The organism is Micromonospora sonchi (assembly GCF_014646235.1).
Lineage (GTDB): Bacteria > Actinomycetota > Actinomycetes > Mycobacteriales > Micromonosporaceae > Micromonospora > Micromonospora sonchi.
The window spans coordinates 1-15,750 of the sequence record NZ_BMNB01000015.1; the positions used below are offsets into that span (position 1 = coordinate 1).

Below are 15,750 nucleotides of genomic sequence, written 5' to 3' on the forward strand. Positions count from 1 at the left end.
CGGGACCATGTGTAACGACCGCCGGCCCACCATCATTCCGGGCCCCGCGACCCGCCTCGACGGGCCACCCTTCCTCGGTCGCTCACCCGTGTTCAACCACCCCCAGCCACCCACCATTCCGCCGCCGCCAGGCCGACCGGCACCCGATAATCGGACATCCGGCGCGTACGACGGACACCCCGAAAGAATCGCACTGTAGGGGGCAAAATCGGCACCGCGTACGACTGTGTCGCGGTCCCTGCGCAGGTCGCCGGCCCGCCAGCGGACCGACTGGCGTTACCCTGGCAGCATGCAGGCCCTCTCCCCGAGCGCGACGGGCGTGGCGCACCTCGCCAGGCCCGGTCGTCCCACACTGGTGGCGGGGTCGCTGGCCGAGCTGCGCGGGCCCACCCGAGGGGTCGTCGAGTTGCCGGTCCGCTTGATGTGGAGCCCCGACCGTACCTTCGACCTGAGCGATCCCGACCAACTGCTCTGGATGTACGAAAACGTACTCCGGGAAAGCACCAACCTCGACGACCTGCGGCGGCTCCTCGACGGCCGGACACTGCGCCGGGTGTGGCGAGGGCTGAACCTGCCCCGCGGCGTGCGGCTGGCGTGGGAGACCCGGCATCGGGGTCTGCGGTCGGCGTGAGCGGGTCACATCCACACGACTTCTACCGCGAGGTCGCCCGGGTGGCGCTGACCGTCGCCGGACCGTACCGTTTCGTCCTCGGCGGCGGGGTGGCCTGGGCCGCACACGGCCTGGTCACCCGCCCCACCGAGGACGTCGATCTCTTCGCCGACGTGGAGGGCGCGGCCGCCGCGGCGGCGGCCGACGTGCGGGCCGCGTTGGAGATCGCCGGGTTCGAGGTGACGGACGCGGATCCGGACAGCGAGCTCGCCGACCTGTTCGACGGCTTCGACCGGGACATGCGGGATTTCGTCGTCAGCCGGGACGGCCGGCAGATCCGGCTCAGCCTGGCACGACTCGACCGGCACCGCAGCCCGGTGGTGATGGGCCTCGGCCCGGTGATGGACGTACGGGATCTGATCGCGAACAAGACCGCCGCTCTGGTGAACCGTCGCGAGGTGCGCGACTACATCGACGTAGCCTCGGCGCTGGAGCATCGGCGGGTGGCCGAGCTGCTGGAACTCGCCCGCCAACTCGACCCTGCCATCGACGAGGAGGACGTCCGGGCCGCCGGCCGGTACCTGGACCGGATTCCGGACGGCCGCTTCGCCCGATACGGCCTCGGCCCCGCCGACATCACCCGGGTCCGCGACCGCCTGGCGGACTGGCCCCGCTGACCGGCCGTCCTGTCATCAACAAGGGGCCCTTCGTTACACCTCATTTGGTGAAGCGGCCGCCGGTGACGCCGAGCACCTCGCCGGTGATGAAGCTCGACTCCTGCGAGGCGAAGAAGACGTACGCGGGCGCCAGCTCGGCGGGCTGTCCCGGACGGCCCACCGGGGTGTCCGTCCCGAACTGCTCCACCTTCTCCTCCGGCATGGTCGCCGGGATCAACGGCGTCCAGATCGGCCCCGGCGCCACCGCGTTCACCCGGATGCCCCGGTCGACCAGATCGGCGGCGAGCGCCTTGGTGAAGTTCGCGATTCCCGCCTTGGTCGTGGCGTAGTCGAGCAGCTGCGGCGACGGGTCGAACGCTTGGATCGACGACGTGTTGATGATCGCCGAGCCCTCCTCCAAGTGTGGCAACGCTGCCTTGCAGAGCCAGAACATCGCGTACAGGTTGGTCTTGAACACCCGGTCGAACTGCTCGGTGCTGATCCCGGCGATGCCCTTCTCCTGCGCCATCTGATAGGCCGCGTTGTTCACCAGGATGTCGAGGCCGCCGAGGTCGGACAGCGCGCGGTCGATCAGCGCCTGGCAGTTGCGCTCGTCGGCGATGTCGCCACGCACCGCGATCGCCTTCCGGCCGGCGGCCTCGACCAGCCGGACGGTCTCCCGGGCGTCGGCGTCCTCCTCCGCACCGAGATAGGAGATCAACACGTCGGCACCCTCGCGGGCGAAGGCGATCGCCACGGCCCGGCCGATGCCGGAGTCACCGCCGGTGATGAGGGCCTTCTTCCCTTCGAGCTTGCCGCTGCCCTGGTACGTCTCCTCGCCGTGGTCCGGCTTCGGCCTCATCCTGGCCGTCCGCCCCGGCGGCTCCTGCTGCTGGCTCGGCTGCCCCGACTGCTGGCCGTACTGCTCGGTCGGGTCCTGCTGGGTGTACTGGTCCTGATTCACGGGGCGTCTCCTCGTCCGGCAGGTCGGATTCGGTCCCGCAAGGCCCTACCCGGGCCGATGAAAGCCGAAACAGCCGGTGGCGCGCCACAGCGCGTAAGGCATCCTAGGATCCTGGACTATTAGACTGCGGGGTGTGTGGCGAGTGTTAAGAGGGGACCCCTGCTCTACCGGAGGCGTTAACAGGGGGCCCTTCCTTGCGTCTGGAAAGGCGGCGGGTGAGCGCGAGGGCGGCCCGGGCGGGTAGCGGGGCGAGCAGCCCCGCGAAGTCGGCCCTGCCCTGGCAGAACCGGACGAACGCCCGCCAACCCGCCGGCGTGGCGAGCAGCGCGTGAAAGATCTCCGGACGGTGGGAGAAGCCGTCCAGCAACTGGAATCCGGCCCGCATGGACGGCAGCAGCCGGTACGCCACCGCCCGTTCGTAGCCGGCCAGGTCACCGGCGGCGACCGCCTCGCCGGCCAGCTCACCGGAGCGCAACGCGAAGCTGATCCCCTCGCGGGACCAGGGTTCCAGCAGGCCGGCGGCGTCACCGGCGACCAGCACCCGACCCCGCCGCAGCGGCGCGTCGTCGGCGCGGCAGCGGGTCAGGTGACCCGTGTCGTGCGTGGGCGGCACGTCGGCCAGGCCGAGCCGGTCGACGAACCGACGCAGGTACGCCCGGGTCCGCTCCCCCTCGCCCCGACCGGCGATCACCCCGACGGTCAGCCGATCCCCCTTCGGGAACACCCAGGCGTACGAGCCGGGCAGCGGCCCCCAGTCGAGCAGCACCCGGTGCCGCCAGCGGGCCTGCTCGGGCGCCGACACCGGCAGCTCCACCTCCAGCCCCAGGTCCACCTGCCGATGCCGCACCCCGACGTGCCGGGCGCTCACCCCGGAGGAGCCGTCGGCGCCGATCGCCGTCCGGGCCACGATCGGTGCACCGTCGGCCAGTCGCAGGCGTACCACGTCGGGCTCCTGTTCCAGCGACCGGACCGTAACCCGCTCGCGGACCTCGGCCCCGGCGGCCACCGCGGCGACCCGCAGCCGGTCGTCGAACTCCTCCCGGCGCACCATCGTCACCAGCGGGCCCGACCTGTGCCGGCGGGTGAAGCGGATCCGCCCGTCGAGGGTGAAGGTGGCCCGGTCGACCTGGTCGTGGGCGGGCACCTCGATCCGCCCGGCCAGGGCCGCCAGCGAGGTGCCGATGAGACCACCGCCGCAGGTCTTGTACCGAGGGTGCACGGCGCGCTCCACGACCAGCGTGCGTACCCCGCGTCGGGCGGCGGCGCAGGCGGCGGAGAGCCCCGCCGGACCGCCTCCGATCACCACGAGTTCCCAGACGCTCACCGATGCAGGGTAGGCCAGCGCGGCACCGGACGAGGGCGACGCAACAGCCGATCGGGCGAGCATCTTCGCCCGGGCACCGGGTAAGCGCCGCTCGCAGACCGCCTGCCACAGGCGGAGAAAGCGCGAAGGAGGACACCATGCAACAGGTGCAGCTGTCGGACGTCGAGGCTCGGGTGTACGACGCGGTGGCAGCCCTGGAGGCACGCGGCCAGGTCCCCTACCCGGACATGATCGCCCAGGAGTGCGGCCTGACCGAGGAGCAGCTGCAGACCCCGCTGCACCTGCTGACGGAGAAGAACCTGCTGCACCGGGAGGACTCGCCGATGACCGGGCTCGACTTCGGCCCCCGGTTCTGCGCCCAGCAGCTCACCTGAGCGGCCATCACCGACAGGTTCCCCACATCGGGGCAGCGCTCGAGGACGCCGAACTACGGGGGACGCGATGAGTTCGGCCCGGACGGGAGAGTCAGCCGGATCCGAGCCGTACGACGAGCGGCGGCGCCAGCGGGCACTCGGCGTCGGTCTGGTCGCGGCGTTCATGACGCTGCTCGACGTCAGCATCGTCAACGTGGCCATCCCGTCGCTGGAGCGGGCCCTGCACGCCGGTCCCAGCGACCTGCAGTGGGTGCTGTCCGGGTACGCGCTGACCTTCGGGCTGGCCCTGGTCCCGGCGGGACGCTTCGGTGACCTCCACGGGCGGCGCAACGCGTTCGTGTTCGGCATCGCCCTGTTCACGGTGACCAGCGCGCTGGCCGGGCTGGCCCAGTCCCCCGGCGCTCTGATCGTCGCCCGACTGCTCCAGGGCGTCGCCGCAGGTCTGGTGAATCCGCAGGTGATCGGGATGATCCAGCAGCTCTTCCAGGGTCCCGAACGGGCTCGGCCCTTCGGGCTGCTCGGCGCCACCGTCGGCGTCTCCACCGCCATCGGTCCGCTGCTCGGCGGCCTGCTGATCGCCGCCGGTGGACCGGAGCACGGCTGGCGGTGGGTCTTCTTCGTCAACGTGCCGGTCGGGATCGTCGCGGTGCTCCTCGGCTGGCGGCTGATGCCGCACCGGCCGCCGGGCCAGGCCGTCCGACGCCGGTCGGACCCGATCGGCGTACTGCTGCTCGGCATCGGCGTGACCCTGGTGCTGCTGCCGCTGGTGCAGCGGCAACAGTGGCACGGCCCGGTGAAGTGGCTGCTCCTGCCCGCCGGCCTGGTCACGCTGGTCGGCTTCGTGCTCTGGGAGCGCCGGTACGCCCGCAAGGGATCGCCGCTGTTCGACGTACGGATCTTCCGTCAGCAGTCGTACGCCCTGGGCTCGCTGATCGCGTTGATCTACTTCGGCGGCTTCACCGCGCTCTTCTTCATCTTCACGTTGTACCTGCAGACCGGGCGCGGCTACAGCGCGCTCGTCGCCGGTCTGGCGATCACGCCGTTCGCGCTCGGCTCGGCCGGGGCCTCGGCCGTCGGCGGACGGGTCGTCAACCGGTTCGGCCGTCCGCTGGTCGCGGCCGGTCTGCTGACCGTGGTGGCCGGGCTCGGCCTGGTGGCGCTCGCCATCGAGCTGGCACCGCACGCCCCGGTGCCCTGGGTGACCGCCGTACCCCTGCTGGTCGCCGGAATCGGCAGCGGCCTGGTGATCGCCCCGAACCAGACGCTGACCCTGTCGCAGGTGCCGGTGCCGCAGGCCGGCAGCGGCGCGGGAATGCTCCAGACCGGTCAGCGCATCGGCTCGGCCGCCGGCATCGCGATCGTCGGGGCGATCTTCTTCTCGATCGTGTCCGAAGCCGGCGCCCCCTGGTCGAGGGCCTTCGAGCGATCGCTGCTGGTGTCTGCCGGAATCATCACGCTGGCGCTGCTCGTCGCCCTCATCGACATCGCCCGCCACCGACCGGTGAAGGTGAAAGGAAGGGCCCCTTCTTAACGCCTGAGGTAGAGGAAGGGGCCCTTCTTAACAACCGGCTAGTGCCGCGCGACGACAGACGAGCGCCGCCTGAGCGGCGGTCGGGTCACCAGAGCTGGGAGACGATGTCCGCCGACTGCTCCTCCCACTGTGCGTAGTGGAACGGGTAGGCCGAGACCTGCACCGTCTGCGCTGCGTCGGTCAGCGGCATCTCCCGCCATCCGTTGACCCCCTTGAGGGCCTCGAAGAAGACGGTCGAGGAGTACTCGGGATCGGTGATCTGCTCCACGGTGCCCCAGCCGGTGGACGGACGCTGCTGGAACAGGCCCTGCGAATCGTGGTCGTTGTACGCGCCCAGATGGCCGAGGTTGTACAGCTTCGACTCCTGGAGGGCGGTGGCGATGCCGATCACCGCGCCCCGCTCACCCACGCCGGTCTTCTTGGCCACCTCGATGATGCTCTTGGCGTTGCCGCGCTGGGCGTCGTCGAGCGGGATGCGCGACTGCGCGCCCTGTGCGCCGTACGGAACAAGTTTCGCGCGGGAGGGCTTGCCGGTGTCCGGCTGGTCGCTGCGGCCGCCGCCCGTCGGCCCCGACTCGATCGTGCCGCTCCGGCCGTCCTCGGCCGTGCCGCTCCGGCCGCCACCGGTCGGCCCTGACTCGACCGCGCCGCTCCGGCCGGTCGCCTTGTCGATCGCCGCGACGGCACCCTCGTGGGGCCCGCTGGTGAGCGGTGCGGCGATGGCGGACGGGCCGAGGGCCAGCCCGGCGAGGGCGGTGACGCCCACGATGCTCAACGCGGTCTTCCGGTTCGGGTTCGTCGCGATGGCCGGGAGCCATCGAGTGAAGTCCAGCTTCACGATGGTTGCCCTTTCGATCGTCTCGAGCCGCTCGGGGTGAGCCGCTCTCCGGGACTGCGGAACACCGGCGTTTGGACGCCGGCGCTACGGGGAACTGCAACCGACCGGCGGTGTCGGGCATTCCGGAAACAGCCCTACGGTCGGCGGCTGCGGCCCGGCTCACTCGGCAGCTCGGGCAATCAGGGACGATCGGCGACAAACCGGGTGGGCGTGGCCGCGTGGTAGCGGATGGGCCCGGACCAGGCCGGAGGCCCGGAGGAGGCCGCCAGGGAACCGACGGCCCCGCGGGGATCAGCCGCCGTACGGGGTACCGAAGCGGACCAGGACGTGCCAGAGCTGCTTGAGTTGCTGAAGGGTGTCCACGGTCCAGCGACCCGGGTCGGTCACCACCGAGACGGCGGCCCGGCCGATCAGCGCGGCGTGCAGCGGCTCCCCGGGCCGGGCGAACTCGGCGTGCACCCGGGCCGCCAACAGCGGGATGGCCGGTCCCCGGAACTCGGCGTCGACCTGACTCACGGGCAGGGCGAAGCCGGCGTGCCAGCGCAGCGGGAACCCGTACCGGCGGGCGGTGGCGGCGAGGAGCGCCCCGGTGTCGGTGTCCCGGAACGAGGGGTCGACCACCAGCTCCGCCACGTCCCGGGCCATCCGCAACTCGCCGTGGACCTGCGCCTCGATGTAGTCGTCGAGAGCGCGTCCGGCGGCCCGGAGCGCCGCGGACATCTCCTTCCGTACGCGCAGCGGCTCGCCGGTGAGGGCGACCAGATCGCCGGGTCGGCCGAGGCTGATCCCGGTGTCGACGGTCGCCGCGAGCAGGGCGGCCAGTACCGGCTCGATCACGTCAAGGGTGCCGACGTGACGGGGGTCGAGGTGGCTGTCGCCGAAGCAGAAGGTGGTGCGGGCCAGCACCTCGGGCCGCAGGCGCAGGTGACAGGAGCCGAACCGGGGGCAGGCGCCGTCGGGGTGGTCGAGCAGGTTCAGCCCGCCGTACTTCGGCCGCTCCGTCGGGCGTACGCCCGGACGCTGGTACGCGCCGCCGAACAGCCGCCGTTCCCAGCGGTCCCGGTCGCCGCCGGGGTACGCGCTCAGGCCGCCGTTGGAGATCCCGGTCTCGAACTGGCTGCGGTAGACGCCCTCGGTCGCGAGCGCCTCGGCGACCGTCCGCCCGTCGGCGAGCAACCGGTCGGGGTGGAAGTTGAGGGTGAGCCGACCGGCCCGGCCGACAGCCCCGACGAGTTGGGCCACGTCGTGGCGTACACCGGCGCCGGCGAGGGCGCGGCCGATGACGGCCAGAGCGGTGGGCCGCTCGCGCAGCGCCACCGCCCGGACGTGCCGCACCGCGTCGCGCTGGGCCGGGGTCAGCGTCGGCGGCCGTGCCGCGTGGGTCAGTGGCCCCGCGCCAACCACTGCGGCAGGTGCGGCGCCTCGGCGCCGATGGTGGTGCTGTCGCCGTGCCCGGTGTGCACGACGGTCTGCGGTGGCAGGGTGAGCAGTCGGTCCCGGATCGAGCCGATGATGGTGCCGAAGTCGCTGTACGACCGGCCGGTGGCGCCCGGCCCGCCGGCGAACAGGGTGTCGCCGGTGAAGACGACGTCGAGCGCGGGGGCGTGCAGGCAGCACGCGCCGGGGCTGTGCCCGGGGGTGTGCAGCAGGTGCAGCGCGATGCCGCCCACCTCGATCGTGTCACCGTGGTGCAGTTGCCCGCCCGGCGGCTCGTCGGGGTGCACCATGTCCCACAGCACCCGGTCGGCGGGGTGCAGCAGCACCGGCGCGCCGGTGGCGCGGGACAGTTGGGGGGCGACCCGGACGTGGTCGTCGTGGGCGTGGGTGGCGACGATCGCGGTGACCCGACGGCCGGCCACCACCTCGAGGATGGCGTCCACGTCGTGCGGGGCGTCGATCACGACGCACTCGGTGTCGTCGCCGACCACCCAGACGTTGTTGTCGACGTCGAAGGTCTGCCCGTCCAGGGAGAAGGTGCCGGAGGTGACGGCGTGGTCGATCCGGGCGGCCATCAGAAGACCACCACCGAACGCAGCACATCGCCGCGGTGCATCCGGGCGAAGGCCTCCTCCACCCCGTCCAGCGGGATCTCCTCGGTGACGAAGGCGTCCAGGTCCAGGCGGCCCTGGAGGTAGAGCTCGGTGAGCATCGGGAAGTCGCGGCTGGGCAGGCAGTCGCCGTACCAGCTGGACTTCAGCGAGCCGCCGCGGCCGAAAACGTCGAGCAGGGGCAGCTCGACACGCATCTCCGGGGTGGGTACGCCGACCAGCACGACGGTGCCGGCCAGGTCGCGGGCGTAGAACGCCTGTTTCCAGGTTTCCGGTCGGCCGACCGCGTCGATCACCACGTCGGCGCCGAATCCGCCGGTGGCCGCCTGGATCTCGGCCACCGGGTCGGTGTCGGAGGCGTTGACGGTGTGGGTGGCGCCGAACTTGCGGGCCCAGTCGAGCTTGCGGGAGTCGGTGTCCACCGCGATGATCGTCGTCGCGCCGGCCAGCGCCGCGCCGGCCACCGCCGCGTCACCGACGCCGCCGCAGCCGATCACCGCCACCGAGTCGCCGCGGGTCACCCCGCCGGTGTTCATCGCCGCGCCGAGGCCCGCCATCACCCCGCAGCCCAGCAGGCCGACGGCGGCCGGCCGGGCGGCGGGGTCGACCTTGGTGCACTGGCCGGCGTGCACCAGGGTCTTCTCGGCGAACGCGCCGATGCCCAGCGCCGGGGAGAGTTCGGTGCCGTCGGTGAGGGTCATCTTGCGGGCGGCGTTGTGGGTGGCGAAGCAGTACCAGGGGCGACCGCGCCGGCAGGCGCGGCAGACCCCGCAGACGGCCCGCCAGTTGAGCACCACGAAGTCGCCGGGTGCGACGGCGTCGACGCCCTCGCCGACCTGCTCGACGATGCCGGCCGCCTCGTGACCGAGCAGGAACGGGTAGTCGTCGCTGATGCCGCCCTCCCGGTAGTGCAGGTCGGTGTGGCAGACCCCGCAGGACTGTACGCGTACCACCGCCTCACCGGGCCCGGGATCGGGCACCACGATCTCGGTGACCTCGACGGGTGCACCCTTGCGGCGCGAGATGACGCCCCTGACCTGCTGACTCACGCTTCCTCCTCCTCGTGCCGACGCGGCACGCCGGGACTGCTCGGCCTCGTCGACGATCGTTCCCGCTGGCGAAACTACCGCCACCGGGGCGGATTCGGCACGGATTCCCGGCTCATCCGGTCCTGGTCGCGGGGCATCACGCACCCCGCAGACCGGGTGGCCGGCCGCGGGCACGTGCGCCATGAGCCCGGCCGCTACCGTAGCCGGCAGGTGTCGACGTCCATCATGGACTGCGGACGGGAGGCCGTGGGTGGTCGGACTGTGACACCCTGAGATCGACGACCGTGGTCAGCGGAGGTGATGGTCACGTTACGCACGCATCAGCTCGTTGCCGTGCCGGACCTCCCGCCGCTCGACATCGACGTACCCGCCGGCGCGATGGTGGCGCTGGTCGCCCCGCCCTGGCTGGGCACCGCCGTGGCGCGGGTGGTGGTCGGGCTCGCCGCGCCGGTCGCCGGCCGGGTTCTGGTCGGCGACCGCGACGTCACCGACCTGCCGCCGCTGCGTCGGCGGACCGGTTACGTCCCGGCCGGTGGCGCCCTGCTGCCCCACCTGACCGTCGCCCGCAACATCACCTACGGGCAGTGCCGGCAACAGCGGGTCCGCGAGGTCGCCGACGACTGGGCGAGAGCCCTGATCCAGCGGCTCGAACTCGCTCCGGCGCTCGGCCTGCGCCCGCATCTGCTCTCCGACGCGCAGCGGTTCCGGGTGGCCCTGGCCCGCGCCATGGCCTGCCTGCCCGAGGTGCTGGTGGTCGACCTGCCCGCCGCGCTCGACGGCATCCACCTCGCCGAACTGATCGACCGGCTCGCCCTGCCCAAGACCCCCGGCCTGGCGGTGCTGCTCTGCTCGGCCGACGATGTGGTGCTCGCCGAGGCGCCCCGGCGGTTCCGGGGCGAGGTCGGCGGCGAGGTGGGTCCATGACGGCGCTCGGCCGGCTGCGCCGCCGTACCCTGCTGCGCGCCGCCGCGGCCGGGACCACCGCCGTGGCCGCAGGCTGCGCCCGAGACGCGTCGTCGGTGCAGGCGGCCGTGGTCTGGAACGGTGACGAACTGGCCAGGTTCCGCGCGGTCGTCGCCAATTTCCCGGCGCCGGTGCGGGTGATCGGGGTGGGTAACGACATCGACTCGTTCCTGACCGCCCGGCAGTCGGCCGGAACCAGCCCGGACGTGGCGGTCCTGTCCCGCCCGGGTCTGGTCGTCGAGTACGCCGAGCGGGGCTGGCTGAGCCCGGTGACCCCCACCACCGGTTACGCCCCGCCGGCCGGTCTGGCCGACCTGCTCACCGTCGACGGGCGGCGCTACGGAGTGTGGATCAAGGCGGCGCACAAGTCGCTGTTCTGGCACTTCCCGTCCCTGCTGGACGAGCCGCCGAAGACCTGGGACCAACTGGTCAGCCAGACCCGCCGGCTCGCCGCGCGGCACCGGGCCGACGGCGGCCCGGCGCCGCTGGCGATCGGCGCCGCCGACGGGTGGGTGCTCACCGACTGGTTCGAGAACGCCCTCCTCGACGTCGCCGGCGCCGAGGTGTACGACGCGCTGGCCCGCGGCGAGGCCGACTGGCAGGGCCAGCCGGTGCGATACGCCCTCGACCGGCTCGCCGAGCTGTGGAGCGTCGACGGCGCCTTCCCCGATGGCGGCCGGCGGGCGCTGCTCACCCAGTTCGAGGAGTCGGTCATCCAGGTGGTGCATCACCGCACCGCGGTGATGGTGTTCGAGGCCGACTTCGTCGACGCCGCCGCCGCCCGCTTCCGGCGCGGCAACGAGCCGCTGAGCACCTTCCGCTTCCCCGGCGCCCGCCATGCCGACAAGCCGCTCGTCGTCGGCGGCGACGTGGCGGTGGCGTTCGCCGGGTCGGCCGGCGGGGTGGAGCTGGTGCACTGGCTCAGCAACCGGACGGCGTTCGGGCCGTGGCTGGAGGCGGGCGGCTACCTCTCCCCCAACCTCGACGTGCCGGTGGAGAGCCACCGCGATCCGCTGCGCCGCAGGCTGGCCGAGGAACTGCGCGCCGCCGAGACGGTGCAGTTCGACCTCTCCGACCGGCTGCCCGGGACGTTCACCGGCACCGACGGGGTGGGGATCTGGCGGATCATGCAGGACTTCTTCATGGACGTCACCGACGGGACCGCCGCCCGGTACGCGGTCAGCCGGACCACCCGGGCGCTCGCCGCGGCGGCCCGGGCCGCGAGGAGCCGACGGTGAGCCGGGTGCCGCTCCTCGGCGAGCTGGCGGTTCTCGACGATGTCGGGGCACCCCGGCGCGGCCGGGCGTACCCCGCGGAGGGCGCGACCTGGGCGCTGCTGGCGCCGGCGGTGCTGCTGCTCGGCGGGCTGCTGGCCTGGCCCGTGCTGCGTACGGTGCAGGCCAGCGTCACCACCGACGGCCGCTGGGTGGGCGCCGAACACTACCGTGCCGCCTTCGCCGCCGATGGCACCGGTGCGGTGGTGCTGCGTACCGTGCTGTGGGCGCTGCTGGTGCCCGCCGCGGTCACCGTGTTGGGCTACCTGCTCGCGGTGGCCTCGCGGCGGTCCCAGGAGGGATGGCTGGTCCGGCTCGTCCTGGTGGTGCCGATCGCGCTGCCACTGGTGGTCACCGGGGTGACCTTCCGGCTGTTCTACGATCCGGACCCGGAGCGTGGGCTGGCGACCCTGGTGCTGGCCCGGCTCACCGGGCGGGCACCGGAGCAGGTGCCGCAGCTGCTCGGGCCGGAACTGGTCACCGTGGCCGTGATGTCGGCGTTCGTGTGGGCCTGGGCCGGGCTGGCCATGCTGGTGTTCCGGGCCGCGCTCGACACCGTGCCGGCCGACCTCGCCGACGCGGTACGCGCCTTCGGCGGCAGTCGCCGTGACGTGCTCTGGGACGCGCAGTGGCGGCCCCTGCTGCTGCGTACCGTCGCGGTGGTCTTCGCCCTGGTCGCGGTCGGCACCAGCCGGACCTTCGACCTGATCCTGGTGATGACGCCCGGCTCGGTGCGCGACGAGGCGGCCGTGCTCGCGCTGCGGATCTGGCAGACCTCGGGTGCGACCACCACCGGCGAGGGTGCCGCCCTCGGCGTCATCTGGCTGGTCGCGGTCACCGTCGGCATGCTGGGCGCGGCCCTGTTCATCCGGCAGGCGTGGCCGCTGCCCTGGCAGCCGGCCGGCCCCGCCCCGGTCGCGCCGCCGCCGCGCCGGCTGGTCCGGTTGTTCGCCGCCGGCGCGGCCGTGGCCTGGCTGCTTCCCCTGGCGGCGCTGGTGTTCACCTCGCTGCAGCATCCCGACCGGGCGGCCGTCGAGGCCTGGTGGTCCCGCACACCGACGATCGGGTCGTACGCGGCCGTGCTGGACAACCCGGAGCTGTGGCGCAGTTTCCGCTTCACGTTGGTGCTGGCCACGGTGGTCACCGTCGCGGTGCTGCTCGTCGCGGTGCTCGCCGCGTACCCGTTGGCCTGGTTGACCGGGCCGCCCGCCCTGGCCACCGGGCTGGCGTTGCTGGCGGCGGCGGTCGTCCCGGTGCAGGTCATCGCCGGACCCATCCACGAGGTGCTGGGTATGGCGTTCTCCTCCGGTACGGTCCGGGGCCTCGCGTTGGTGCACGTCGCGCTGGGTGTGCCGTTCGCCGTGCTGGTGCTGCGCAACGCCTTCGCCGATCTGCCCGCCGACCAGGTCCGCGCCGCCCGGCTGAGCGGACGGCACTGGTTGGGCATGCTGCGGCTGCTGGTCCAGCACAACCACCGCGCGCTCCTGGCGGTGGCCGTGCTGGAGTTCGTGCAGGTCTGGAACGATCTGGTGGTCGGCCTGCTGTTCAGCGCACCGGCGGCGCCGCTCGGGCTGTTCCTGCAGGGCCAGACCCGCGAGTTCGTCACCGGCAGCGGAACCCTCGCCGCGGGTTCCGTGCTCGCCTCGGTCCTGCCCGTGGTGCTGGTGGTGCTGGCCCGCCGGCAGATCGTCGCGGGGCTGGTGGCCGGGGGCGTGCGGTGAGCCCGGCGCAGCGCAGCGACCGCCGGCCCCGGCTGGTGAGCCTGCTGCTCGCCGTCGGCGGGGTCGCGGGCGCGGGGGTCAGCGCCCTGCTCGGCAACATCACCGGCAATCTGCTCTCCGAGCTCTCCGTCGCCGTCCTCGGGTCGGCGAGCGTGGGTCTGGCGGTCCTCGGGATCACCGCGTCGTTCGTCGTGGAGTGGCGGCGCCGGCAACGCGGGCAGCTGGCCGACGAGGAGAGTCTGGCCCCGGCGGGCAGCAACGCGCCCACGCTGCCCTGGCCGGCCTGGTACACCGGCCGGGGTGGGCAGGCGGAGGCCGTGGTGGAGCGGCTGGCCCCGGAACATGCGGTGGCGGTGGTCGGCCGGCGTGGCGTGGGCACCTCGTCGTGCGCCAGGCAGGCGGCGAACCTGTGCCGCGACGACTTCCGCGACGGGCAGCACTACCTCGACCTGCGCCGCGACGGTCGGGCCCGCTCGCCCCGGGAGGTCCTGTCGGAGCTGGCCCGCCGCCTGGGCACCAAGCCACCGCGCTCCGGCCGGGCGGACGACCTCGCCGAGGCCGCGGACGAGCTGCGCGGCCAGCTCGACGGCCGGAAGGTGCTGCTGGTACTGGACAACGTGGACAGCCTGGCTCAGGTCCGGCCGCTGCTGCCGCCGACCGCACGCACCTGCCGGCTGCTGCTGGCCGGCACCCGCCGGCTCGCCGACCTCGACGGGGTGGCCGCGCACTCGCTGCTCGAACCCGAGGCCGACGACGCGGTGGAGATGTTCGCCGCCGCCGGGGCGGCCACACCGGTGGCCCGCCCACACCGTCCCGATCCGCGTACCGATCCGGCCGTCCGCGCCATCGTCGAGTTGTGCGGGCGGCAGCCGCGTACCGTCACCGAGTTGGGGCGGCGGACCGCGCAACACGGCTGGCGGCACTCCGACGTGCTGCACTCCCTGCGCCGGGCCGCCGGCACGCCGCCGCACCAGCGGATCGCCGGCTCCCCGGTGACCGAGCTGGTCACCGCCCGGGACACCGCGTACCACGCGCTCGGCGGCGAGGCCCGACGCCTGTGGCGGCTGTTGTCGCTGAGTTCGGTGCCGCTGGACCGGCCGACCATCGCCGCGCTGGCCCGCCGTCGCCCGGACCGGGTCGCCGCGCTGCTCGACGAGTTGGCCGACGGGTCGTTCGTCGTCGGCGCCCCCGGCGACCGGTACGAGGTGCGGCCGCTGCTCGCCGGGTACGCGCGGATGCACCTGCGCGAGGCCGAGCCGGTGCGACACCGGGTGAGCGCGCAGGCCCGGCTGACCCGGCACCTGGCCCGGGGGGCCGAGCGGCACGTGGCCGCGCTGGCGGTGGCCGGCGTCATCGATCGCGACCGCCGACTCTTCGACGACGATCCGTACAGCTGGTTCGACCTGCACCAGGAACTGCTGATGGCGGTGGTGAAGGTGCCGGCCGGTGCGGTGGAGACGCTGCCGCGCCGGGTGCGGGACTGGTGGTTCCGGCTGGCCGTGGCGCTGTGCGGCTGGCTCGCGCACGCCGAACGGTTGGACGAGTGGGAGGAGGTCTGCCAGACGGTACTGGCCAACCCCACCGCACAGGACCGGCCGGAGATCGCCGGCTGGGCGCACAACGAGCTGGGCGTGCTGCGCCGTCGGCGCCACGACCCGCACGGCGCGGTGGCCGCGCTCAGCCTCGCCGTGGCGGGTCGGGGCCGACGGGGCACCGCCCAGGCGCGGATGAACCTCGGTCTGGCCCTGCTCGACCTCGGTCGCCTCGACGAGGCGGTGGAGCAGTTGGAACTGTCCCGCCGGCACCGCGCGCGTGCCGACCGGGCCGGTAACGCCCTGAGCGACCTGGCGTTGGGGGCCGCCCGACTGGCCCGCGGTGAGCTGGACAGCGCGAAAGACCTGCTGGTCCGAGCGGCGGACCGGTTCCGCCCGCTCGGCGATGTACGTGGCTACGCGGCGGCGCTGACCAACCTCGTGCTGGTGTACTCCGCGCTCGGCGAGCATCTCGACGCCGGGCAGGCGTGGCAGGCGGCGCTGCGCGAGTACGAGACCGTCACCGATCCCACGCATCGAGCGACCGCGCTACTCAACGCGGGAGCGGCCCTGCTCGCGGTAGCGCCGGGCCAGTCCCGTCAGGCGTACGGGCTGCTCGCCGAGAGCCGCCGGCTGCGCGAGCAGGGGCGTCCGAACGCCGGGTTGGGCCGTACCCTGCTGCACCTGGGCGACGCGGCGGCGGCCCTCGGCGACGACGACGAGGCCCGGCGGCACTGGGTGGACGCGGCGACGATCTGCGAGGCGGCCGGTGACGGCGACGGCCAGCAGGCCGCGGATGCCCGGCTGGCCGACGAGCCCCACTCGGCGTGATCCGTGGCCGTCGTCCCGGCCGTGCCTGCCGGTGT

14 protein-coding genes are annotated in these 15,750 nt (G+C 73.4%); 8 read left to right on the forward strand and 6 right to left on the reverse strand.

Going from position 1 to position 15,750, the window contains the following annotated elements; genetic code table 11:
* Window positions 1-289 precede the first annotated feature (289 nt).
* Together IEY61_RS17020 and IEY61_RS17025 are read left to right on the forward strand one after the other, a co-directional pair.
* Entirely contained in the window at window positions 290-631 is a 342-nt protein-coding gene (locus tag IEY61_RS17020; RefSeq protein ID WP_189045438.1) for a hypothetical protein, read from the forward strand.
* Window positions 628-1,287, forward strand: coding sequence for a nucleotidyl transferase AbiEii/AbiGii toxin family protein (locus IEY61_RS17025; RefSeq protein ID WP_229705983.1), 660 nt, complete (start codon window positions 628-630; stop codon window positions 1,285-1,287). Before IEY61_RS17020 ends, IEY61_RS17025 begins: the two co-directional genes overlap by 4 nt.
* Before the next feature lie 40 nt (window positions 1,288-1,327).
* On the opposite strand, the gene IEY61_RS17030 is transcribed toward IEY61_RS17025, so the two are convergent.
* Window positions 1,328-2,230, reverse strand: a complete 903-nt coding sequence (locus IEY61_RS17030; protein ID WP_189045440.1) for an SDR family oxidoreductase — start codon at window positions 2,228-2,230, stop codon at window positions 1,328-1,330.
* A gap of 145 nt (window positions 2,231-2,375) precedes the next feature.
* Window positions 2,376-3,554 (reverse strand): geranylgeranyl reductase family protein, encoded by a 1,179-nt coding sequence (locus IEY61_RS17035; protein ID WP_189045442.1) that lies wholly within the window; start codon window positions 3,552-3,554, stop codon window positions 2,376-2,378.
* Window positions 3,555-3,691: 137 nt separating this feature from the next.
* Here IEY61_RS17035 and IEY61_RS17040 point away from each other — a divergent pair, with 137 nt between their 5' ends.
* Together IEY61_RS17040 and IEY61_RS17045 are read left to right on the forward strand one after the other, a co-directional pair.
* Window positions 3,692-3,928: a hypothetical protein gene (locus tag IEY61_RS17040; RefSeq protein WP_189045444.1), complete on the forward strand. Its 237-nt coding sequence runs from the start codon at window positions 3,692-3,694 to the stop codon at window positions 3,926-3,928.
* Between the two features lie 67 nt (window positions 3,929-3,995).
* On the forward strand, window positions 3,996-5,459 hold the full coding sequence (locus tag IEY61_RS17045; protein WP_189045446.1) for an MFS transporter: 1,464 nt from the start codon (window positions 3,996-3,998) through the stop codon (window positions 5,457-5,459).
* A gap of 85 nt (window positions 5,460-5,544) precedes the next feature.
* On the opposite strand, the gene IEY61_RS17050 is transcribed toward IEY61_RS17045, so the two are convergent.
* The 4 genes from IEY61_RS17050 to IEY61_RS17065 form a co-directional block, all read right to left on the reverse strand.
* Window positions 5,545-6,297: a hypothetical protein gene (locus IEY61_RS17050; protein WP_189045448.1), complete on the reverse strand. Its 753-nt coding sequence runs from the start codon at window positions 6,295-6,297 to the stop codon at window positions 5,545-5,547.
* 291 nt (window positions 6,298-6,588) lie between these two features.
* Complete coding sequence (locus IEY61_RS17055) at window positions 6,589-7,701, reverse strand: DUF3626 domain-containing protein (protein WP_229705984.1); 1,113 nt, start codon at window positions 7,699-7,701, stop codon at window positions 6,589-6,591.
* A complete protein-coding gene (locus IEY61_RS17060) occupies window positions 7,680-8,309 on the reverse strand; it encodes an MBL fold metallo-hydrolase (RefSeq protein ID WP_189045450.1) in 630 nt (209 codons plus the stop codon). The genes IEY61_RS17055 and IEY61_RS17060 overlap by 22 nt, the downstream gene beginning before the upstream one ends.
* Window positions 8,309-9,394 carry an S-(hydroxymethyl)mycothiol dehydrogenase gene (locus tag IEY61_RS17065; RefSeq protein WP_189045452.1) on the reverse strand — a complete coding sequence of 362 codons (1,086 nt, stop codon included), beginning with the start codon at window positions 9,392-9,394 and terminating at the stop codon, window positions 8,309-8,311. The genes IEY61_RS17060 and IEY61_RS17065 overlap by 1 nt, the downstream gene beginning before the upstream one ends.
* Before the next feature lie 333 nt (window positions 9,395-9,727).
* Here IEY61_RS17065 and IEY61_RS17070 point away from each other — a divergent pair, with 333 nt between their 5' ends.
* Genes IEY61_RS17070 through IEY61_RS31825 form a run of 4 tightly spaced genes read left to right on the forward strand, consistent with a single transcriptional unit; the run spans window position 9,728 to window position 15,715 of the window.
* Complete coding sequence (locus tag IEY61_RS17070) at window positions 9,728-10,318, forward strand: ATP-binding cassette domain-containing protein (RefSeq protein ID WP_189045454.1); 591 nt, start codon at window positions 9,728-9,730, stop codon at window positions 10,316-10,318.
* A complete protein-coding gene (locus IEY61_RS17075) occupies window positions 10,315-11,595 on the forward strand; it encodes an ABC transporter substrate-binding protein (protein ID WP_189045456.1) in 1,281 nt (426 codons plus the stop codon). Before IEY61_RS17070 ends, IEY61_RS17075 begins: the two co-directional genes overlap by 4 nt.
* Window positions 11,592-13,352, forward strand: coding sequence for an ABC transporter permease subunit (locus IEY61_RS17080; protein ID WP_189045458.1), 1,761 nt, complete (start codon window positions 11,592-11,594; stop codon window positions 13,350-13,352). The genes IEY61_RS17075 and IEY61_RS17080 overlap by 4 nt, the downstream gene beginning before the upstream one ends.
* Window positions 13,349-15,715: a tetratricopeptide repeat protein gene (locus IEY61_RS31825; protein ID WP_189045460.1), complete on the forward strand. Its 2,367-nt coding sequence runs from the start codon at window positions 13,349-13,351 to the stop codon at window positions 15,713-15,715. The genes IEY61_RS17080 and IEY61_RS31825 overlap by 4 nt, the downstream gene beginning before the upstream one ends.
* Window positions 15,716-15,750 lie beyond the last annotated feature (35 nt).